The organism is Sphingobium sp. UBA5915, assembly GCF_002431195.1.
GTDB classification, from domain to species: Bacteria; Pseudomonadota; Alphaproteobacteria; order Sphingomonadales; family Sphingomonadaceae; genus Sphingobium; species Sphingobium soli.
This window is the reverse complement of the sequence record NZ_DJDV01000121.1, coordinates 16,692-36,978: the sequence shown is the minus strand read 5'-3', so window position 1 is coordinate 36,978 and position 20,287 is coordinate 16,692. Positions and strand designations below refer to the sequence as shown.

General features: G+C 62.0%; 17 protein-coding genes. 12 read left to right on the top strand and 5 right to left on the bottom strand.

Annotation, left to right across the window (positions count from 1 at the left end; translation table 11 throughout):
• Positions 1-115 precede the first annotated feature (115 nt).
• Positions 116-1,027 carry a sulfate adenylyltransferase subunit CysD gene (cysD, locus tag B2V90_RS21370; RefSeq protein WP_228222864.1) on the bottom strand — a complete coding sequence of 304 codons (912 nt, stop codon included), beginning with the start codon at positions 1,025-1,027 and terminating at the stop codon, positions 116-118.
• A 94-nt stretch (positions 1,028-1,121) separates the two neighbouring features.
• Between cysD and B2V90_RS21365 the strand changes: the two genes are divergently transcribed.
• Positions 1,122-2,186 carry a helix-turn-helix transcriptional regulator gene (locus B2V90_RS21365; RefSeq protein WP_414711633.1) on the top strand — a complete coding sequence of 355 codons (1,065 nt, stop codon included), beginning with the start codon at positions 1,122-1,124 and terminating at the stop codon, positions 2,184-2,186.
• Between the two features lie 37 nt (positions 2,187-2,223).
• A complete protein-coding gene (locus B2V90_RS21360; protein WP_228222866.1) occupies positions 2,224-3,093 on the top strand; it encodes a Rossmann-like and DUF2520 domain-containing protein in 870 nt (289 codons plus the stop codon).
• 20 nt (positions 3,094-3,113) lie between these two features.
• Here the strand turns inward: B2V90_RS21360 and B2V90_RS21355 are convergent, their stop codons facing one another.
• From B2V90_RS21355 to B2V90_RS21340, 4 genes are all read right to left on the bottom strand, one after another.
• A complete protein-coding gene (locus tag B2V90_RS21355) occupies positions 3,114-4,577 on the bottom strand; it encodes a GH1 family beta-glucosidase (protein WP_228222867.1) in 1,464 nt (487 codons plus the stop codon).
• A 14-nt stretch (positions 4,578-4,591) separates the two neighbouring features.
• Positions 4,592-6,928, bottom strand: a complete 2,337-nt coding sequence (locus B2V90_RS21350; RefSeq protein ID WP_228222868.1) for a TIM-barrel domain-containing protein — start codon at positions 6,926-6,928, stop codon at positions 4,592-4,594.
• 551 nt (positions 6,929-7,479) lie between these two features.
• Positions 7,480-8,805 carry a sigma-54-dependent transcriptional regulator gene (locus B2V90_RS21345; protein WP_228222869.1) on the bottom strand — a complete coding sequence of 442 codons (1,326 nt, stop codon included), beginning with the start codon at positions 8,803-8,805 and terminating at the stop codon, positions 7,480-7,482.
• Positions 8,802-10,451, bottom strand: coding sequence for a sensor histidine kinase (locus B2V90_RS21340; RefSeq protein WP_293923072.1), 1,650 nt, complete (start codon positions 10,449-10,451; stop codon positions 8,802-8,804). Before B2V90_RS21340 ends, B2V90_RS21345 begins: the two co-directional genes overlap by 4 nt.
• A gap of 308 nt (positions 10,452-10,759) precedes the next feature.
• Here B2V90_RS21340 and B2V90_RS21335 point away from each other — a divergent pair, with 308 nt between their 5' ends.
• From B2V90_RS21335 to B2V90_RS21290, 10 genes are all read left to right on the top strand, one after another.
• Complete coding sequence (locus B2V90_RS21335) at positions 10,760-11,152, top strand: hypothetical protein (RefSeq protein ID WP_228222871.1); 393 nt, start codon at positions 10,760-10,762, stop codon at positions 11,150-11,152.
• 32 nt (positions 11,153-11,184) lie between these two features.
• Complete coding sequence (locus tag B2V90_RS21330; RefSeq protein ID WP_293923070.1) at positions 11,185-11,502, top strand: TonB-dependent receptor; 318 nt, start codon at positions 11,185-11,187, stop codon at positions 11,500-11,502.
• 14 nt (positions 11,503-11,516) lie between these two features.
• Positions 11,517-11,717 (top strand): hypothetical protein, encoded by a 201-nt coding sequence (locus B2V90_RS21325; RefSeq protein WP_228222872.1) that lies wholly within the window; start codon positions 11,517-11,519, stop codon positions 11,715-11,717.
• 98 nt (positions 11,718-11,815) lie between these two features.
• Entirely contained in the window at positions 11,816-13,129 is a 1,314-nt protein-coding gene (locus B2V90_RS21320) for a dicarboxylate/amino acid:cation symporter (protein ID WP_228222887.1), read from the top strand.
• Between the two features lie 9 nt (positions 13,130-13,138).
• Complete coding sequence (locus tag B2V90_RS21315; protein ID WP_228222873.1) at positions 13,139-14,635, top strand: alginate export family protein; 1,497 nt, start codon at positions 13,139-13,141, stop codon at positions 14,633-14,635.
• A 512-nt stretch (positions 14,636-15,147) separates the two neighbouring features.
• On the top strand, positions 15,148-15,579 hold the full coding sequence (locus B2V90_RS21310; RefSeq protein WP_228222874.1) for a MarR family winged helix-turn-helix transcriptional regulator: 432 nt from the start codon (positions 15,148-15,150) through the stop codon (positions 15,577-15,579).
• Between the two features lie 72 nt (positions 15,580-15,651).
• On the top strand, positions 15,652-16,161 hold the full coding sequence (locus tag B2V90_RS21305; RefSeq protein ID WP_228222875.1) for a 2Fe-2S iron-sulfur cluster-binding protein: 510 nt from the start codon (positions 15,652-15,654) through the stop codon (positions 16,159-16,161).
• Positions 16,158-17,144, top strand: a complete 987-nt coding sequence (locus tag B2V90_RS21300; protein ID WP_228222876.1) for an FAD binding domain-containing protein — start codon at positions 16,158-16,160, stop codon at positions 17,142-17,144. The genes B2V90_RS21305 and B2V90_RS21300 overlap by 4 nt, the downstream gene beginning before the upstream one ends.
• Positions 17,141-19,453 carry a xanthine dehydrogenase family protein molybdopterin-binding subunit gene (locus B2V90_RS21295; RefSeq protein WP_228222877.1) on the top strand — a complete coding sequence of 771 codons (2,313 nt, stop codon included), beginning with the start codon at positions 17,141-17,143 and terminating at the stop codon, positions 19,451-19,453. The genes B2V90_RS21300 and B2V90_RS21295 overlap by 4 nt, the downstream gene beginning before the upstream one ends.
• A 216-nt stretch (positions 19,454-19,669) precedes the next feature.
• On the top strand, positions 19,670-20,245 hold the full coding sequence (locus B2V90_RS21290) for a hypothetical protein (RefSeq protein ID WP_228222878.1): 576 nt from the start codon (positions 19,670-19,672) through the stop codon (positions 20,243-20,245).
• The last annotated feature ends 42 nt before the right edge of the window (positions 20,246-20,287 follow it).

Below are 20,287 nucleotides of genomic sequence, written 5' to 3'. Positions count from 1 at the left end.
TGCCGGCAGGCGCTGGCATCTCGGGGTTCGGGGGGAAAGGTTTGCCTGAGGCGTAAGGCACCGGCCTGCGCCGGATTAGCCGTGCCGTCATCCGCGTTGCGGATGACGGGTCGCATCAGAAATATCCTTCCTGCTTCTTTTTCTCCATGCCCGCGCCGCCGGCATCCTTGTCGATGGCGCGACCCTGGCGTTCGGATGTCGTGGTGAGCAGCGTTTCCTGGATCACCTCCGGCAGCGTCTTTGCCTGGCTCTCCACCGCGCCGGTCAGGGGATAGCAGCCCAGCGTGCGGAACCGGATGGAGCGCATGACCGGTTCCTCGCCCGGCTGCAGGGGAAAGCGGTCATCATCCACCATCAGCAACATGCCATCGCGTTCTACCGTTGGGCGCTTATCGGCAAAATAGAGCGGCACGATCGGCACGTCGTTCAGGTGGATATATTGCCAAATGTCGAGTTCGGTCCAGTTACTGATCGGAAAAACCCGGATGCTCTCGCCCTTGTTCTTGCGCGCATTGTAGAGGTTCCACAATTCCGGTCGCTGGTTCTTGGGGTCCCATCCATGGCTGGCCGTTCGGAACGAGAAAATACGTTCCTTGGCGCGGCTCTTTTCCTCGTCGCGTCGTGCGCCGCCAAAGGCCGCGTCGAAGCCATACAGATTGAGCGCCTGCTTCAACCCTTCCGTCTTCCACATGTCGGTGTGCAGCGGTCCATGATCGAAGGGGTTGATCCCCCGGTCCTTGGCCTCGGGGTTCTGGTAAACCAGCAGTTCCATCCCGCTTTCACGCGCCATCCGATCGCGCAGATCGTACATCGCGCGGAATTTCCACGTGGTGTCGACATGCAGCAGGGGGAAGGGAGGCGGCGAGGGGTAAAAGGCCTTGCGCGCAAGATGCAGCATCACCGCGCTGTCCTTGCCTACTGAATAGAGCATCACCGGCTTTTCCGCCTCCGACACCACTTCGCGCAGGATGTGGATGCTCTCTGCTTCGAGGCGTTCCAGATGGGTTAGGGTCTTCTTATCAAGCATGGTGTCTCCACGGCAAGGACGGCCCCCTGTCGCATCATCCTGCACCTATTTGACCTCCCATATGGGAGTGTGGCAGAAAATGCCGATGCGGATGATGAATACTGGTGAAGCGGACCTTTTGGCCGCACTGCATGACGGCCTGTGGGATCAGCCGCTATGGAGCCGTTTTCTTGGCCTGCTGCAAGGCGCTACGGGCGCTGCGACGGCCAGCCTGATTATGCGCCCCAAGGAAGGACCCGCGGTGCACTTCCATGCCGGAGATAGCCTGCCGCTGGCGCTGCAAGAGTATTTTACAAGGGATGATGATGCCGCCCGGCTTTTGCGGGAAGGGCGCGTCTATGCCTGGGACGAGTTGACCGCCGCCGATCAGGGCGTGCGAACTTTCGCAACGCCGGAAGGATTTGGCTTTCGCCATTTGCGGACCCTGCGGCTGACGGATGCAAATGATGCGCACGCCTGGCTGACGATCGCCGGCCCCCGCGACATGGGCGCGGCAAGCGCAGCCCTGCTCAGCCGCCTGGGACCACATCTTAAGATTGCCCTCAATAATCTGGCGGCGCTGGAGCGGGAAAGACGGCGGGCCTCCATCTCGTCCGAAATGATCGGACGCCTGAATTTCGGATGGCTCACCATCGACGCGCGTTGCCGCATCATCGACCAGTCGGCCAATGTCCAGGACATACTGCGCCGCACCGCCCTGCTGCGTCATGGACGCTATGACCGGCTGACCTTTGCGTCGGCCGCGATCGACAGGGACGTGGCCGCGTTGGCCAAGGCCTTTGCGCAAGACCCCCACATCCGCCCCCGCGCCTTTCGCTTGAGTCAGGACCCCTGGATGGACATGTTCGTGACCGCCATACCCGATCGCCAGCCTTCGGAAGCGTCGCCAGCGGTGGCGATGCTGTATCTGAGCGGCGATCGCTGGTCCCGTGATGATCGGTGCGAGCAGTTGATCGACCTTTTCGGTCTCCTGCCAAGCGAGGCCCGTCTAGCCTGGGCCATGGCGCAAGGGCGCAGCATCGCGGAGGCTGCGCATGATCTTGGCCTCACCACCGAAACCGCCCGCAACTATTCAAAGAAAATCTATGCCAAGACGGGGGCGGGGGGGCAGGCTGACCTCGTGCGCATCATCTTCACCAGCGTGCTGGCAATCATCTGACATCGCGCCGCGCGGGTGCTGTGATAATGATAGCGCCATGACAAGTCATATCTATCAGCGCATTGGGATCGTCGGCAACGGCAGGGTCGCGTGCGCCATGGGGTTCGCGCTCGCCGTCCATAGCGCCCATCCGCCTTGCATCTGGGGCCGCGATGAAATGCGGGCGCGCAATGCTGCTGCGATTGTCGGCGGTCATGTGGTCAGCAACGCTGCCGAACTGATGCAACGCTGCGATCTGGTGCTGTTGGCGGTTTCGGACGATGCGATCGCCTCGGTAGCGCAGACTTTGTCATTTTCGCCATGTCCTTCACCTGCACCCTTTTGCATTCATTTAAGCGGTGGGAGCGGCGTGTCGGTGCTTGACCCACTGCGCGCGGCAGGCGCGTTGACCGCAGCGATCCACCCGGTGATGACCTTCACCGGCGATGCTGCGGCGGAAGTCACGCTCATGACAGGCGCGAGCTTCGCAATCACGGCATCGGAACCCGCCGCGATTGCACAGGGCCGCGCGCTTGTGACATTGCTTGGCGGCGTCGTCGAGATTGTCGAGGAAGATCACCGTCCCCTCTATCATGCCGCGCTGTCGCATGCCGCCAATCATATGGTGACCCTGCTGGTTGGCGCGACTGACGCGCTGGCTGCGGCCGGGGTCCAGGATCCCGCCGCATTGCTTGCGCCGCTCGTCCGCGCGACGCTGGATAACAGCTTGTCAAAAGGGTCTGACGCCCTGTCGGGTCCCCTGTTGCGTGGCGATGCTCAAACCATCCATCATCATCTGACTGCGCTGGCGCGGGCCTGCCCCGATTTGCTGCCCGCCTATCGCGCCATGGCCCAGGCAACGCTGGCGCAGATGGAACGGCGCGGCGACCGTCCCGTCAACCATGCCTTGTACGACCTGCTGGACTAAGGCTGCCCGACTTCGCATGGTCAGACCAGCCGGTTGGTCCGCACCAGTTCGCGATACCAGTCGGCCGACAGCTTCGGGGTCCTTTTCTGCGTCTTGAAATCGACATGGTGGATGCCGAACAGCTTGGTATAGCCATCCTCCCACTCGAAATTGTCCATCAAGCTCCAGACGAAATAGCCCCTGATCGGCAGGCCCTCACGCGCTGCGCGTTGAAGATGCGTGATGTAGTTGCGCAGATACATGACCCGATCCGCATCATAGACGCGCCCGTCCGAAGACAGCCGGTCGTCGGTCGAGCAACCATTTTCCGAGATATACATCGCCTTGGGCCGCCACATTTCATGGATGGCGCGAATGCCCCAGTAAAGGACTTCGGGGCTGACATAGAGCCAGGGTGAAGCCATGCGCGGCGACTGCGGCAGCCGGGCAAGGATGTCATAACCGCCCGGCTTCGAGCCGTCGGCGCGAACGGTGTTGCCGGTATAGACGTTGATCGACAGGAAATCGAGCGCACTGCCGATCGCCTGCATGTCGCCGGCCCTGACCACCGGCGCGTCCTCGCCTTGGGCTTCCAGATAGGTGTCGCGATAGGCGCCTTCCAAGATCGCGGTCAGGAACATCGCATTCTCTTCCCGCATCGCTCGCTTGGCCGCCTCGATATGCTCGTCTGTTTCGATCGCGGGCACATAGATATTTGGGTTGTCGGCGATGCCGACCTGTACGCCCGACCTAGTTGCCGCGCGAATCGCCTGAACACCAAGCCCGTGGGCGAGAACGCCGTGGTGGCGGACCTGGTTGACCTCCTTCATCGGCAGCTTGAGGCCGGGCGCCTTTCCGCCGGTCATATAGCTCAGGTCCGTGAAACAACGCAGTTCGTTGACCGTCATGATATGCTTCACGCGGTCGCTCAGCCGTGCCGTGATGTAGCTGGCATAGTCGGCAAACGCGTAGGCGGTGTCGCGGTTCTGCCATCCGCCGGGCAGCGCATGGGGCAGGTCCCAGTGAAACAGGGTGACATGCGGCGTTATGCCAGCGGCCAGCAATCCGTCGACCAGCCGATCATAATAAGCGAAGCCTTTGGGATTGGGCTGTCCCCGGCCATCAGGAAAGATGCGGGACCAGGCGATCGAGAAGCGATAGGCCTTGACGCCCAGCGCCTGCAAAAGGGCGATATCCTCCTGATAGCGATGATAGCTGTTGCAGGCGACGTCACCCGTGTCGCCATTGGCGACCTTTCCAGGCGTGTGCGAGAAAACGTCCCAGTTGGTCAGCCCGCGACCATCCTCCTTGGCCGCGCCCTCGATCTGATAGGCGGCCGTTGCCGCGCCCCACAGGAAGCCGTCCGGGAAATGCAGCGGGTCCACCGCGCCGTTCGGGACGGCCGCGCTGGTCTGGGTGCCGGCGCTGACGCTGCCTGTGAGCGATACGCCCAGCGCGGCCGCGCCCAGACCCAGCCCCAGATCGCGGCGATTGATGCCAGTCATGCCGATAAAGCTCCTTATTGGCCCATAATCTGTACCAGGCCGTCGATCGCCTGACCGCTGGGCAATTTCGTCTTGCTGCTGAGCGACCGGCTCTGGTCGTCCCAAGCCAGGTCCGCCTTCATGCCGCCCTTGCGATAGGCATTGGTCTGGCCGTCGTCATCATACAGGGTGAAGCGCGCGTCGGCCCCCGGATAGACCCGGATCGCTTCGAGCAGCTGCCGTTCCGCCGTGCTTTTCACCTGAACGCCCATTGGGATGATCGACCCTGCCTTGACGAACAGCGGCATGCGATGGATCGGGGCCTCGACCTCGATCGTCTGCCCACCATCGTAGCGCTGGTTGGTCCAATAATCATACCAGGCCACGCCCGCCGGCAGGTAGACGGGGCGCTTGGTCTGGCCCTGCTCGGTAACTGGCGCGACCAGGAAGGCGGGACCGAACATATATTGGTCGCCGATCGTCGCGACCTTGAGATCATTGGGGAAATCCATGAAGAGGGCGCGCATGAAGGGCGCGCCGCTATCGTAGGTATGGCGGCCCAGCGAATAGATGTAGGGCATCAGTGCGTAGCGCAGGCGAAGCCAGTCGGCCAGGATCGGCTCGGCCGCCTTGCCATAGGTCCATATTTCAGTGTCAGGCCGCTGGCCGTGGATGCGCAGGGTGGGCGTGAAGACGCTATATTGAAACCAGCGCACGAACAGTTCGGGATAGTCGATATAGTCCATGCCGGCGGCGGTCATGCCCGCAGGGTCGAGCAGCACGGGGGCCTGCGGCGGCGGACCCTTGGGCCATTGCCAGCCGCCAATGTCGCTGCCCCAATAAGCGATACCAGACGCAGTGTAGTTGAGCCCGGCCGGCACCTGGCGCCGCAACGCTTCCCAGGTCGACTTGACGTCCGAGGACCAGAATAGTCCGCCATGTCGCTGGGCGCCTAGATAGGCGGCGCGCGCCAGGATCATGTTGCGGAAATCGGGACGATCGCGCGCCGATCCTTCGGCTATGCCGCCGATATGCACGAGCGGGAAGAGATTGCGAAAGCGATCGCCCGACCCGATTGAAAAGACATAGCCCTCCGGGATCACGTCGGGTTCGGTTTCGTCCAGCCACAGCCAATCGAATCCTTCTGAGAGGATATTGTCGTGGATCTTGCTCCAGAACCAGGCGCGTGCCTCAGGGTTCGTGCTGTCGATCAGCGCGCCGGCCCGATCATAGCGGACGGGCAGGCCATCGACGGGGTTGCCATCCTTGTCCTTGAGCAGCCAGCCTTTAGTCGCCAGCATGTCGAAATAGCGCGACTCCCGCTCGAAGCGCGGCCATACGCTAATGATGGAGCGCATGCCCATCGCTTTGAGCTGGTCGTTCATCCCCTTGGGGTCTGGAAAATAGGTGCGGTCGATGTCCAACTGCCCCATGCGGGTCCAGTAGAACCAGTCGAGTACCATCACGTCGAGCGGATAGCCTCGGTCGCGATAGCCTTTGGCGACACCAAGCAATTCCTGCTCGCTTTCGTATCGCGCCTTGCTCTGGATGAGGCCGAATCCCGCTTTGGGTGGCAGGGGTGTTTCTCCGGTCAGCTTTGCATAGCCGGCGTAGATTTCGTCCGTTGTAGCGCCGGAAATGACGAAGAAGGACACTCGCTCGCCCACTTGGCTTTGCCAATGGGTGCTGCTGTGCAGACCAGGCCAGACCAGCGTACGGGCCGGATTGTCCCAGACAATGCCATAACCCTTGTTCGTCACCATGAAGGGCACGCAGACCGTTTCACCCGCCGGCGCATCATAATAATGTTTGCAGTCAATCTCCCGACCCTTGAGGTCGAGAATGCCATCCTGATTCTGCCCGAGGCCATAATAATGCTCGTCGGATGGCGCATCGAAGCGGGCGCCGACCTTGAAGGTCTGCTCGCCATTCACGCTGTGCGGCGCCATTTCCCAGCCCGTCATTCGCGTTAGCAGCTTGCCTTGCGCGGTGCGGATTGTAAGGGTGACTGGCGGTAGCGACGGCGCGAAATAGCGGTCCATCTGCGATGGCGCCCTAGGCCATGGCTGGGGATCGACGGTCAAGGCAAGCGCGGAAGACCGGAAAATATCCGCGCCCCCGTCCTTACTGTGCGTCCAGCCAACGGCGTTCGGCGGCGCAATCGGTCCGGGTCCGGGCGGTGCTTGTGCCAGTCCCTTGTCGAGCGCGATTGTTACCCGCACGATATTGGGCGCATAGGGTTCGATCGCGATACGGCTGCCATGCCGGTCGAGCAGCGCCATTGGTTGGGCGATCGCGGGCGTGGGGAAACCCATGCCGGACACCCCCAGCACGATCGTCACCAGCGCTGTCTTGAAACCTCGTGCCTTCATGCCTTTTTGATCCCGTTCCCTCCGTCCAATCAGGCCAACGCCTTCTTGACGACCCATGACGCTTGGCCGGCCTCGAGCGTCCTGCCGACTGAACAGAATGCCGCCGGGCCATGGCGTCTCTTGCATGTGACGGACTGCGATCGTTCGCGAAAGTGAGCGGATAGTCGTAGGGTCTCCAGCCGGGCTTGCGGAATGACGGATCGTGGGAGAAGCGCGAATCCGCCCGGGCGGGAGTGGCGCTTGCTTTGAGGTACAGGCGCGCAGCAGAGGTCTTCGTTAAAGTTGAGCTCGGGCCCGAGTAGGCAGACGATTGAGGCTCCTTTCATCCAAGGGGCTGATAATGGCCGATGTTCAACTCAATGCGCGCTCATTCCCTGCGCCAGCACATGATCGAAGATATGAACATGCGCGGGCTCGCGCGGAGGCCCCAGTTCGACTATGTGCGGCATGTCGCGCGGTTCGCGCGAAGAGTTGCCGAGGCCAAGCCGACGGCTTGGCTTGATGGCGCGCCCAAGCGTCAACTATGCTGCGTGACATCTTTTGCTCGGGCGTCAATTGCGGAATTTAGCGAGATCGATGCCGAGTTTCTGTAGACGGTAGTAGAAGGTCTTCCGTGGCACCCCGAGCGCGGCGCAAGCCCGAGTGACGTCGCCTGCAGCTTCGCTGAGCGCCTCCTCGATCAATTCAGCTTCGAATGCGTCAAGCCTTCCTTTAAGATCTGGGGGGCCGGGGCGGGCGTCCGCGTCCAGATCATGATCGCTCAGGCCTAACACGAAGTTCTCCGAGAAACGCATCAATTCACGTACGTTGCCCGGCCAATCGTGCTTTTCCAAATGGCGGAACGTGCGCGCCTCCAGCTTGGGCGGGCTCACTCCCAAACGCACTGCCGCCTGGAGGACGAAGCGCCGGAAAAGAGGGGCGATGTCCTCTCGACGTTCCCGCAGGGGCGGCAGACGAAGGATCACGCTGTTGAGCCTATAAAAGAGCGACAGGCGAAAGCGGCCTGACTTGGCGAGCATCTCGAGATCGACGCTGCTTGCAGATATTACTCGCAGGTCGACCGAGCGCCCGGCGATCGCGCCGACCGGCGTCACCTCGCGGCGTTCCAGGACGCGCTGGATTGCAAGTTGTGTGGAATCGCCGAGCGCATCGATGTCGTCCAGGAATATGGTGCCGCGATTGCCTTGTTCGAGGCGACCGGTGCGGGGCATGCGGCTGCCCGGTACGGCGTCTGCGACATTGCCAAACAGCTCTGCTTCAACGAGACCTGCGGGCATTGCGCCGCAGTCGATCGCCATGAGCGGTCCGCGACGCCGCGACGCCCTGTGCAGCATTTCCGCGACCAAACCCTTGCCTGTGCCGGTTTCGCCTTGGATCAATACATCGACACCTATCGGTGCGATCTGCGCGATAGTCCGCCGGAGTTGCACGATTGCGGGCGAATGACCGATCAGCGGCTCTGCGTCATCAGCCGGAGCTGCTTGTCGAAGTTGGCGGTTTTCCACGATCAGCCGGCGACGTTCTAAGGCGCGTTCGACCGCAGCGATCAGCTGTTCGGTAGAATAGGGTTTTTCCAGCACATCATAGGCGCCCGTGCGCAGCGCACCCATCGCGGTCGGCACGTCAATATGTCCGGAGATCAGGATGACGGGCATGTCGGGATCGTGCGCGACTACCTGGCGCAGCAATTCCACCCCGTCCATCCCCGGCATACGGATGTCCGAGACGATGACGCCGTCGAAACCGCCATGCACTTCGCGCATCGCAGCCGCGCCGCCCTCCGTGACCTGAACCTCGTAACCGGCAAGCGACAATGTTTGCGCGGAGGCCCGGCGCAAATCCTCGTCATCGTCTACGAAGAGGACCGTGTTCGTCATGCGCGCTCCAGATCAATCACGAAGGCCGCCCCCGCCGGCGGGCTGGCCGCTATCAACGTTCCGCCAAAGCCGGTCACGATATCGCGGCAGATTACCAGACCCAAGCCAAGACCGTTCCGTTTCGAGGTCTTGAACGGCATGAACAGGGACGCCCTGACCTCGTCCGTCAGTCCGGTGCCATCGTCCGAAACGGTAATCGCGACCCGGTCCTTATAAGGCGTGACCAGAATCCGGATCGTCAATGCTCCGGCGTCCAGCGCATTCTGGATCAGGTTGACCAATACCTGTTCTAGGCCAACACGCTCGGCGCGGACCGACAGCATCGCGCCTTCGACTTCTAGTCGGGCGTCGAGCATTCGCATCCGGTCGCGCAGCAGCAGCGCCGTGCCAGCCATCACCTCCTCCACTGCGACCGGTTCGGCGTCGCCGGAAGACCGTTTGGCAAAGCCGCGCAATTCACGCGTGATAATGCCGATCCGTTCGGTCAGCGTTCCGACCTGCTCCATCGCCTCGGATGCGTGCTCATGGTCGCCCCGTCGGTTGAGTACCAGCGCGTTGCCGGCATAGGCGGAAATCGCTGCAAGCGGCTGGTTGATCTCATGCGCCACGCCCGCAGTGATCTGGCCGAGGGTGGCAAGCTTGTTTGCTTGGACAAGCTGCTCACGCATCCCTGCCAGCCGTGCGGACGTCTCCCGCTCTATACGCGCTGCTTCCGTCCGTCGTCGCATTCGCCACAACAGCACCGCGCCGGCAACAACCAGCGCCAATATCGCCACGGCGAGGCGAGAGAAGGTCACTGCGCTGCCCAACGGCTGCTCGGTGGATTCGAGCACATGCATCCGCCATCCAGCGCCCACATTCTCGTTCGCTTCGACATAGGCAAATTTGGGCGTGGCACGATTGCGCGGTGCGACTTCACCTGCGGCGTACAGCGCATTTTGCACCAGCGGCACCGCGCCAAAATCGAGTGCGCGGCGCGCGCGTGATCGCTCTACGCCGGACAATGGCCGCGTCGTCTGGAACTGCCATTGCGGGTTGGACGATATGAGGATGATCCCGCGACCATCGGTGACGAAAGCATTCGTCGCCGTCTCCTGCCACTCACGCTCGAGCGACGAAAAATCGACCTTCACCACAAACACGCCGAGCAGGTGGCCATCTGCCTCCACCCGCCGAGAGATGTAGAGGCCCGGTCGGCGGCTGCGCTGACCAAGGGCGAACTGCTGTGCGCTACCGGATCGCGCGGCATCGCGATAATAGGCGCGATAAGCATAGCTGTCGCCCAGGAAGCTGTCGGCACGCCGCCAGTTGCTTGCCGCGACCGTCACGCCATCCGCGTCTAGCAGGTAGACATTCCCCGCCCGCGTCTCGTCGCTCAATGCCTCCAGCTTCTGGTTCAACCGCAGCAGCAGCGCGGGATCACGCGTCGTCAGGGCGTTGCGCGCCTCCTGATCGTCCGCCAGTACGACAGGAACCAGCCTGAACTTGTCGAGCTCCCGCCGGAAACTGGCCCCAAGAAGGATGGCGGAGGATTGCGCGCGATTGGAAACGTCGGCGATGGCTTGCCGCGTCGCCAAGCGTTCGGAGATGACGAAGGCAAGCACCAGCGAAAGCGCGATAGCTATCGTCAGGGCTGATCGCACCACAAGCGTAAGCGTTCGAGTCCGCATCAGACACTTGTGGTGAATAATGGCCCATCTGGCAACAAGGTATGGGCAAATTCTTGCACACGCCGTTGGTCAAAATACGACTATACCACTGTTTTCTATAGATATTTATATGAGGCCATTTTGGTTGTGTCACTTTGATATTTGCGGGATTTTACAGCCATGTTCCGGTGAGAACAGGCCGGAGAAGCAGGCATCGCCGGGGGGCAACCCCGCGAAACGACTGCTGCTCCTGCAAAAGAAAAGCCGCAGCGTGAACGGCGGCGGCATATGGAGAGGCGAAAAACATGACCAAGGGGCAACTGTTTAAAGCATTGATGATGGGCACAGCATGCGCGGCCGCGGCGCCGGTTTGGGCACAGGACGTGCCTGGGCTTCGCCCCGCGCCTGACAGTCCATCGGCTCCAGCGGAGGCGACCACGCCCGAAACCCAGTTGGAGCCGCCTGCACCCGACGCCCCGCAAGAGATGGCCGAACGTCAGTTGAACGATATCGTTGTCATCGGTTCGCGCGGTAAACCGCGCACGGACGTGGACCGGCCGGTCGCAGTGGACGTTGTGAGCAATATCGAGCTGCGCGCCACTGGCCAGACCGATCTGGGCCAGCAAATCCAGTTCACGTCGCCCTCGTTCAACTCGGCCAAATATGGCGTCAACGGCGCGATACCTGGGACAAGCTGACCCTGGGCCTGCGCGGCTCTTATTTCGGAAATGTGAAAGCCTTTTCCACCGGGCTCTCGTCGCAGGACAAGAATGTGAAATGCGACGCGACCAACCGCTGCGTACAGACCTTCCGGGGAAAAGCGCTGTTCGATGCGACGCTCAGCTACGCGTTCACCGAATCCTTCTCGCTGACGATGGGCGCGAACAACATCTTCAACACCTATCCCGACAAATGGAAGAACACGCGCGACGGCGATGTAGGCCAGGCGGCATCCTATTCGGACGGCCAGACGCCCTACACGCGCAACGCCAACCAGTTCGGTTTCAACGGGTCCTATTATTTCATCACTGCCGGCGTGAAGTTCTAGAAAGGAGCAGGGGCATGGCGCGCATTCTTCCAATGGATACGATCAGCAAGGAAGAGTTCGACCGGCTTCGCCGGCACATTCCAGCCGTCACCAAAGAAGGGGTCATGGCGACCTACGGCATCAGCCAGCACAGCTGGTACAAATTGCGGGACGGCAAGCCCGTGAAAATCAAGGTCATCCAGAGAATGCGCGAGCGGTTCGCGGCAATGGGGTGACCGCGCCCGCCCGGATCAATCCCTTTCCCCAATCGATCCGGGCGCAGGCGGTCGTCTGATCGGATAACTATAAGGTCGTACGCGTGACAAAGTTGACAATGGATATGAATAGCGGCGTGGCGAAGACTGCGCGACGCCCATGGTATGCCAGCCTCTATGTGCAGGTGCTGACGGCGATCCTCGCAGGCGTCCTTCTAGGGCATTTCGCGCCGGCAACAGGTGAGGCCCTCAAGCCCATTGGCGACGGCTTCATCAAGCTCGTTAAGATGATCATCGCGCCGGTCATATTCCTGACCATCGTGACCGGCATCGCAGGGATGCGCGATCTTGCTTCGGTTGCACGGGTCGCTGGCAAGGCCTTCGCCTATTTCCTGTTCTTCTCAACGCTGGCGCTGATCGTCGGCCTTATCGTCGCCAACATCGTCCAGCCCGGCGCAGGGCTCGATATCGACCCCGCCTCGCTCGACGCCTCCAAGGTCGCGGGCTATGCGGCCAAGGCGCATGAAACGACATTGATCGGCTTCCTGCTCGCCATCATCCCCGACACGTTCCTGTCGGCGCTGACTGCGGGCAACATCATCCAGACGCTGTTCGTCGCCATCCTCTTCGGCGTGGGCCTGGCCTTGATTGGCGATCGCGGCGACCGTATCCTGGCCGCGCTCGACGATCTGTCGCTGGCCGTGTTCAAGGTCGTTTCACTCGTCATGAAAGCGGCCCCTATCGGCGCTTTCGGCGCTATGGCGTTCACTATCGGTAAATATGGCGTTGGCACACTCGCCAATCTGGCGACGCTCGTCGCCGCCTTTTATCTAACGTCCCTGTTGTTTGTCATCGTCGTTCTCGGCACCGTGTCCTGGATCGCCGGATTTTCGATCTTCCGCCTGATCGCCTATCTCAAGGCCGAGTTGCTGCTCGTACTCGGCACATCCTCGTCGGAAAGCGCACTGCCGAGCCTGATCGAAAAGATGGAACGCGCAGGCTGCCCCAAGTCGATCGTAGGCCTTGTGGTGCCGACCGGCTATTCCTTCAACCTCGACGGCACCAACATCTACATGACCCTCGCTGCGCTGTTCATTGCGCAGGCGACCAACGTCCATTTGTCGATCGGCGAGCAATTGCTGTTGCTGGGGGTCGCGATGCTGTCGTCCAAGGGAGCAGCCGGCGTCACCGGCGCGGGCTTCATTACCCTTGCCGCGACGCTCTCGATCGTGCCATCGGTGCCGGTCGCCGGCATGGCGCTGATCCTGGGCGTCGACCGCTTCATGAGCGAGTGCCGCAGCCTCACCAATTTCATCGGAAACGCTGTGGCTACCGTCGTCGTTTCGCGCTGGGAGGGGCGGCTAGACCGCGATCGTTTCAAAGACGCGATGGCCGGCCGGGTGTTTACCCCTGACACAGTCCCGGCCGAGTAAGTCGCAATCATGCCTTACACCGGCGCCCAGATCGCCAGCGGCCTCGTCGCTACACTCGCCAGCGGGGCTTTCCCAGCCGCGCTGGCCCAGCAGACCCAAAGCGGGGGGGCGTCGATCCCGGATACCGTATCACCTGCCGTCACCGGCTACCCCAGCAACGCCATCGGGGAAGGCGCCAGTCCAGGCGGCTACAACCTGTCGCGGTGGGCCGAGGACTGGCGCGTGATGCGCGATCCGGCAGAGCGCGACGATCTTTTCGATCGTCTTAAGTTTTTGCCGCTCAGCGCCGGCAAGGAGGTGTATCTCACGTTATCAGGCGAGGCGCGGCTGCGCATCAACCACACCACCAATCCCAACCTGCGGGAGGCGCGCGCCCAGCGGCAGGACATCCGCCGCTTCGTCGGCGGCGCCGATCTGCATCTGGGATCGCACCTGCGCGTCTATGGCGAACTGGCGCATGGGGGCATCTCGGGCGTGGAACTAGGCGCTCCTCCGGCGACGCTACGCAACGACATCGTGGTGCAGCAGGCGTTCGTGGAGGGGAATGCGACCGTGGGCGACGTGGCGCTGGGTGTCCGCTATGGTCGGCAGGAGTTCACCGATGGGCCGAACCTTCTGGTGTCTCAACGCGACAACAACACGATCCGCTACACATTGAATGGCTGGCGGGCATGGGGGCGTGGACCGAAGATGCGGATCGACGCCTTCGACCTTCGCCCGACGCAATATGGCGACCTTGGAACGGACGACGACGTGATCGACCCCGAACGGCGCTTTTCGGGCCTGACGATGGGGTTCGCGCTGCCCACCCGCTGGCTTGGTGGATCGAAACTTTATCTCGATCCCTTTCTCTGGCGCCGCCGCAATCGCGTCGGCACCTGGGGCGGACGGGTCGGCCCCGCCACACGCCATTATTTCGGTGCACGCCTGTGGGGCGAAGTCGGGCGGATGACGATCGACTGGTCGGCCAACCATCAATGGGGCCATTTCATCGATCAGCGGACGGACGCCTGGCAGATATTCCTGGCCCAGACCTATCGCCTCGGGTCGTCCCGCTCCGCACCGCGCATGGGCTTCCATGCCGACTATGCGAGCGGCGGGGGCGGCTATGGCGATGGCAAGCTGCGCAATGCCTACGCGCCGTTCGGCAACAACATCTATTATAGCTATGCGCTGTTCCTGACGCCATCGAACCTGATCACAATCGCTCCCAACCTCACGGTCTCGCTGACACGCCGGCTTCGCGTCACAGCTGAATATCAGCTTGCCTGGCGGGACAGCGTAACCGACGCCGTCTATCGCGCCAGCGGTCAGCCCTTCGCGGGTACCCAGAATGTCCGCTCAGCCAAGATCGGTGATGTGGCCCGGCTCCAACTCGTCTGGTCGATTACGCCGCGGCTGTCCTTCACAGGGCGCTACGAACATTTCGCAGCCGGCCCGGCGCTCACCAAAGCGGGCTATAGCAGCTCCGATTTCCTTGCTGGCTGGATATCGATCCGCTTTTGAAACATACCGCGCCGCATGGAGTAGGGGCTTCTCCGGGATCGCATTCTCTCCAGGAGCCTCAGCTGTAATTCGGTTTTTCGAACAGGCATAAGCCGCTAAGCGCACCAAAAGAAAACCGATAATATATCTTATGTTAAATAGTCAGCTGTTTTGCCATTTCTGTTTTGCCAGCGAATAACCGCGGTATCTCGGGAGCTTCCGGCATATGCCGACCCATACCAGCCGGTCAGCGCCGTATTGTCACTTACCAAATACGGACCGTTCCCAATTCCTGTGGGTACTCACTAGCAGCCTATGGCGACCTGCCATCAGGCCAATGCAGCGACCGGCCGCGCATCGGATGAAGAACCATCCATGAGGCCATGCATGCACACCACAGCCCAGACATGGAGACCGGACGATTTTGAAAGCGCTAAACGGCTCACACATAGCCGATAACGGCTCTGCGGTCCTGACCTGCCATCGACGTCGGATCATTGCCCAAAGCGGCCCTAACGGGATATGCGGAATGAATGACTGATCCGACTGAAGACCAGCTTGCCACGCTCGGCAATGCGTTTGAAACCTTTACGCGCCGCTATAAGCTGGCCGAGGCGCGGCGCGCCGAGCGGCCGCTTGCCGAACTGGATAAGGCAGTGTTGCTTTATATTGCCGAGCACGCTGGTTGCGGCCCGACTGATGTTGCTCGCTTTCTCGGCGTGCCCCAGACAACATTGTCCTCGGCGACGGACCGGCTTGTCAGGCGCGGCTTTCTTAAGCGGGAACGGATCGAAGTCGATCGCCGCGCCGTGGCGCTCACGCTCACCAAGGACGGCGAAGCCTATGCCAAGGCGCAGGTCGAGGCCTATCGACAGATATATATGCTCATGCTCTCGCGGCTGTCGCCCGATGAAAGGGACCGGTTCATCGCAATGATTACCAAAATCGTCTACAACGATAGTTGAATAGTCCGACCGTCGTTGTATCTTCGTATGCGGTGCGGCATGGTTGGCAAACCGTCAGGAATGGAGCGACGTATGATGATATGCGTGAACGGCATCGAGATTTCACCGCCGGACGACGCCAGGGTCTCGCTGCTCGATCTCTTGCGGGAGCATCTGCATCTTACCGGCACGAAGAAGGGGTGCGATCAGGGTGCCTGTGGCGCCTGCACGGTTCTTCTCGATGGTGATCGCGTCCTGTCCTGTCTTACGCTGGCCGCGCAGGCGGAAGGCCGCGACGTTCGGACGATCGAGGGCCTCTCAGGCGAAAGTGACGATCTTCACCCGTTGCAGCGCGCCTTTGTCGAGCATGATGGGCTACAATGCGGCTATTGCACGCCCGGCCAGATCTGCTCGGCAATCGCCATGGCCGAGGAATTGCGCCGCGGCGATCCCAGCTATGTGACCCATGATCTCGCCGCCGGGCCACCGGTCGCGACGCGCGCGGAGATACGCGAGCGCATGAGTGGCAATCTTTGCCGCTGTGGTGCGCACAATGGTATCGTCGAAGCCATCGAGGCGATGCTGGCGGAGACCGCGGCATGACCCCCCTGACCTACATCCGAGCGTCGGACGGGGCGGACGCCCTTGCGCGTGTCGGCACCGATGGTCGATTTCTGGGTGGCGGGACCAATCTGGTCGACCTCCTGCGCCAGAATGTCGAACAAGCAAGCGCTTTGGTCGACATCAGCCGCCTGGACGGTGCCATCCGCGAAATCGAAGGCGGCGGATTGTTCATCGACGCATCGGTCAAGAATGCCGCACTTGCAGCCCATCCGATCGTCCGCAGTCGCTATCCCGTACTCGCGCGTGCTTTGCTCGCCGGCGCCTCGGCGCAAATCCGCAACATGGCGACGGTCGGGGGCAATATCCTCCAGCGCACACGCTGCATGTATTTCTACGATGTCGATGGCGCGCGCTGTAACAAGCGGCAGTCTGGGGCCGGATGCGATGCGCTCGACGGCTTCAATCGCTATCACGCGATACTGGGCGCGTCGGACCAATGTGTCGCGACGCACCCCTCCGACATGTGCGTCGCCCTCGCCATGCTTGACGCCGTGGTTCATCTATCCGGGCCGGCCGGCGAACGGCAGGTGCCGCTGATGGATTTCCATGTCTTGCCGGGGGATATGCCGCAAATAGAGACAGTGCTGAAGCCCGGCGAGCTGATTACCGGCATCGAACTGCCGCCGCCATCGGATGCGATCGCGAACTCCGAATATCGCAAGGTGCGCGACCGTTCCAGCTACGCCTTCGCGTTGATCTCCGTCGCGGGCGGCCTGTCGCTCGCCAACGGGCAGGTCACGCAAATCCGCATCGCGCTGGGCGGCGTCGCCGCCAAGCCCTGGCGGGCAAGCCGGGCCGAGCACGCTCTGCTCGGCCGGGCGCCGACGCCCGACGCTTTCCTGGCTGCGATCCGCGAAGAACTCGTCGATGCCCAGCCGCTGTCCGGCAACGCCTTCAAGATCGGCCTCGTAGAACGAACGACGGTCGCCGTCCTGACCGCCCTTGCAGGAGCGAACGCATGACCAAGCTTCAAAACGCCATCGTCGGCGGCGTGCGCGCCGTGATCGGCCATGTGCCCGCAAGCTGGCTGCCGGGGGGCACGCCCGATCCGCTGATCGACAAGCGGGTGGCGCTTGGCGGGCAGCAGTCGCGCGTTGACGGACCCGACAAGGTGCGCGGCGCTGCTCGGTTTGCCGCCGAAGTACCAATGGAAAATCTGCTTTACGCCGCCTTTGTTCATTCCACGATCGCGCGCGGCCGCATTGCTGATTTGGATGTGTCCGCAGCCGAGGCGGCGCCGGGCGTCGCGCTGGTAATGACCCATCGCAACGCGCCTAAAATGGCGGTCCCGCCGCCAATCGGCATGACGAACCTGAAGGCCGCGGGCAATCACACATTGCCGATCATGCAGGATGCCGAAATACGCTGGAATGGCGAGGTCGTGGCGGTGGTTCTGGCCGGAACCCGTGAACAGGCCGACCATGCGGCGACACTGATCCGCGTGGGTTACGACACCGCGCCGGCGCGCACACGGTTCGAGGAAGGCAAGGCCAGCGCCTATACGCCGGAATCGATGCTTGTCGAAAAGAACAGGCTCGACAAGGGCAACGCCGCCAAGAAGCTCGCGGAAGCGGCGTTCAAGATCGACGCCGTCTACACGACGCCATGGGAAAACCATAATCCGATCGAGCCGCACGCCACCACGATCGTCTGGCAAGACGGCAAGCTGATCGTTCACGACGCGACCCAGATGATCCACGGCACTGCCGGTTCGCTCGCGAAGATATTCGGACTGAAGGAAGGCGATGTTCAGGTCAGCTCGCCCTATGTGGGCGGCGGCTTTGGCGCCAAGGGCCTGTGGGACCACCAGATTCTCGGCGTGGCTGCTGCGAAGCTCGCCGATCGTCCCGTGCGCGTCGCTCTCACGCGCGCCAATATGCAAAGGTTGATCGGCGGGCGAACGCAGACGGAGCAGCGGGTGGCGCTGGCTGCGGATGCGGACGGCAAGCTCAAGGCGCTGCTTCACCATGGCTACGGCGTCAAACCGCTGCACAGCATCTGCGATGAAGGGTTCACCCTTACCGGGCGATCCCTCTACGCTTGCGAAAGCTTCGACATCGTCCAGCATTATGTCGATCTTGATCTGCTGGCGAACAGCTTCATGCGCGGGCCGGGAGAGACGCCAGGCACATTCGCGATCGAATGCGCGATGGACGAGCTGGCATATGCCATCGGCATGGACCCCATCGAACTGCGCCGCCGCAACGTTGCGACCCGCGATCCGGTCAGTGGCGCGCCACATTCGCAAAGCGCGATGATGGAGGCCTATGATATGGGCGCCGCGCGCTTCGGCTGGCACCGGCGCATAGCCCAGCCGGGAATGCGGCGCGAGGGTGAGTGGCTGATCGGCATGGGCTGCGCCAGCGGCACCTTTCCTTTCATGCGGATGCCCGGCACCTCGGTGCGGATCACCATCGACACCGGCGGGGACGCTTATGTCGCCAGCGCCGCGCATGAAATGGGCATGGGCACGGCGACGGTGCAACGTCAGCACGCTGCCGATCGCCTTGGCCTTCCGCTTGATCGTGTTACGGTGACGATCGGGGACTCAAGCCTCCCCTTCGCCAGCTTTGCCGGCGGATCCTCGCAGACTGCATCGCTAGCCGCCGCGATCAGCGCGGCGAGCGGGAAGCTCGTCGCCGAATTGCTGCGGCTCTCGGGTAATGATACCCCCCTCGCCGGCCTCAAGCCCGCTGAGGCCGAGTTCGCCGACGGGGGCTTGCGCAGTGTCGAGGATCCCTCCCGCAGTGAGAGCTTCGCTTCCATCCTCCGCCGGTCAGGGCGGGAGGAATTAAGCGTCGTGGGCGAAAGCGGAGCGCCGCTTGAGATCATGAAATATGCGATGCACAGCACCTCGGCGAATTTCTGCGAATTGCGCGTCAGCGACGTGACCGGAGAAATTCGCGTGGACCGGCTCGTGGGTGCCTTCGACTGTGGCCACATTCTCAATGCCAAGACGGCGACCAGCCAGTTTAAAGGCGGCATGGTCATGGGTCTTGGCATGGCCCTCACTGAGGAAGCGCTGCTCGACGAACGGACCGGCCGCATCATGAGCACGTCCTTGGCTGACTATCATGTCCCGGTGCATCTGGACGTGCCCGATATAGATGTCCTGTGGACCGGCATCCCCGACCCCCGTACCCCACTCGGCGCGCGCGGCATTGGAGAGATCGGCACCACAGGTGTAGCCGCCGCCATCGCCAACGCGGTGTTCAACGCTACGGGAAAACGAATCCGCGCCCTGCCCCTCACACTCGACAAGCTGCGCTAGCGCGCATTTCGACCGGGACCATTTTGGTCACGCCAACCAGCGGGTGTCCGTTTACGCCGGGCCGCAATTACTGGCCCACATTTAGGTTCTGGTTAATCCGCTTATGATGTTTCAGCTGTGACACTTTGCCGGTGGGTAAAGTGTCACAGCCGACAAAGCGCGACTCGGCTGAAAAACGGGATTCCCATCTGCAAAGCTTTGTGCTTGATTCACGATATGTTTCACGCATCCGTTCCGTCCCGCATGGTGGGCGGCAGCGACATTTCGCTGTTGCTCGACCAATTGGCTCATTGCTGCTCACGCCCGCGTTATGCCTTCATGCTGCTGACGCTGATCGCCGATGTGGCGCGGCCCGATGGCAGCGCAGGACCGGTGGTGCGGGTCGAAGACGGCCTCGTGCCTTTGCGCGACTGGTTGTGTGACGCACTGACGCCAATGGGCCAGCGTGATCCGCGCCGGTTGGCATTGATCGAACGCGTGCGGGAAGAGTTGCGGGCCAACGGTCAGATCCTCGGAGACACAGAGGCGGACGCAAAATTGGTTCACGATGAAGTACAGGTGCGCGTGCGCGCTTCAGGAAAGACCAATTTGAGTCGGGCAGCATCGGAACTGGTAAAGGCCGGATTGCTCAAGCGACACTATCAGGGCTATCGCGTGGACCATCTCAATCGCGGCGCCCAGCGTCAGGCGGTCTACACATTGACCGGACGCGCCAGAGCACTGGTCTCCAGCCGGCCTGCCCCACCCAGGACGAACGCGCCCGCCCGCCAGGGGGATCTCTTCGCATCCTGACGCGCCGCGGCCAGACGGCGTAACGATATAGGGCGATGTCGA

Excerpts from the sequence above, each read along its gene's own strand:
- cysD (WP_228222864.1), bottom strand. The coding sequence starts at position 1,027 with ATGCTTGATAAGAAGACCCTAACCCATCTGGAACGCCTCGAAGCAGAG.
- B2V90_RS21365 (WP_414711633.1), top strand. The coding sequence starts at position 1,122 with ATGAATACTGGTGAAGCGGACCTTTTGGCCGCACTGCATGACGGCCTG.
- B2V90_RS21360 (WP_228222866.1), top strand. The coding sequence starts at position 2,224 with ATGACAAGTCATATCTATCAGCGCATTGGGATCGTCGGCAACGGCAGG.
- B2V90_RS21355 (WP_228222867.1), bottom strand. The coding sequence starts at position 4,577 with ATGACTGGCATCAATCGCCGCGATCTGGGGCTGGGTCTGGGCGCGGCC.
- B2V90_RS21350 (WP_228222868.1), bottom strand. The coding sequence starts at position 6,928 with ATGAAGGCACGAGGTTTCAAGACAGCGCTGGTGACGATCGTGCTGGGG.
- B2V90_RS21345 (WP_228222869.1), bottom strand. The coding sequence starts at position 8,805 with ATGACGAACACGGTCCTCTTCGTAGACGATGACGAGGATTTGCGCCGG.
- B2V90_RS21335 (WP_228222871.1), top strand. The coding sequence starts at position 10,760 with ATGACCAAGGGGCAACTGTTTAAAGCATTGATGATGGGCACAGCATGC.
- B2V90_RS21325 (WP_228222872.1), top strand. The coding sequence starts at position 11,517 with ATGGCGCGCATTCTTCCAATGGATACGATCAGCAAGGAAGAGTTCGAC.
- B2V90_RS21320 (WP_228222887.1), top strand. The coding sequence starts at position 11,816 with ATGGATATGAATAGCGGCGTGGCGAAGACTGCGCGACGCCCATGGTAT.
- B2V90_RS21315 (WP_228222873.1), top strand. The coding sequence starts at position 13,139 with ATGCCTTACACCGGCGCCCAGATCGCCAGCGGCCTCGTCGCTACACTC.
- B2V90_RS21310 (WP_228222874.1), top strand. The coding sequence starts at position 15,148 with ATGACTGATCCGACTGAAGACCAGCTTGCCACGCTCGGCAATGCGTTT.
- B2V90_RS21305 (WP_228222875.1), top strand. The coding sequence starts at position 15,652 with ATGATGATATGCGTGAACGGCATCGAGATTTCACCGCCGGACGACGCC.
- B2V90_RS21300 (WP_228222876.1), top strand. The coding sequence starts at position 16,158 with ATGACCCCCCTGACCTACATCCGAGCGTCGGACGGGGCGGACGCCCTT.
- B2V90_RS21295 (WP_228222877.1), top strand. The coding sequence starts at position 17,141 with ATGACCAAGCTTCAAAACGCCATCGTCGGCGGCGTGCGCGCCGTGATC.
- B2V90_RS21290 (WP_228222878.1), top strand. The coding sequence starts at position 19,670 with ATGTTTCACGCATCCGTTCCGTCCCGCATGGTGGGCGGCAGCGACATT.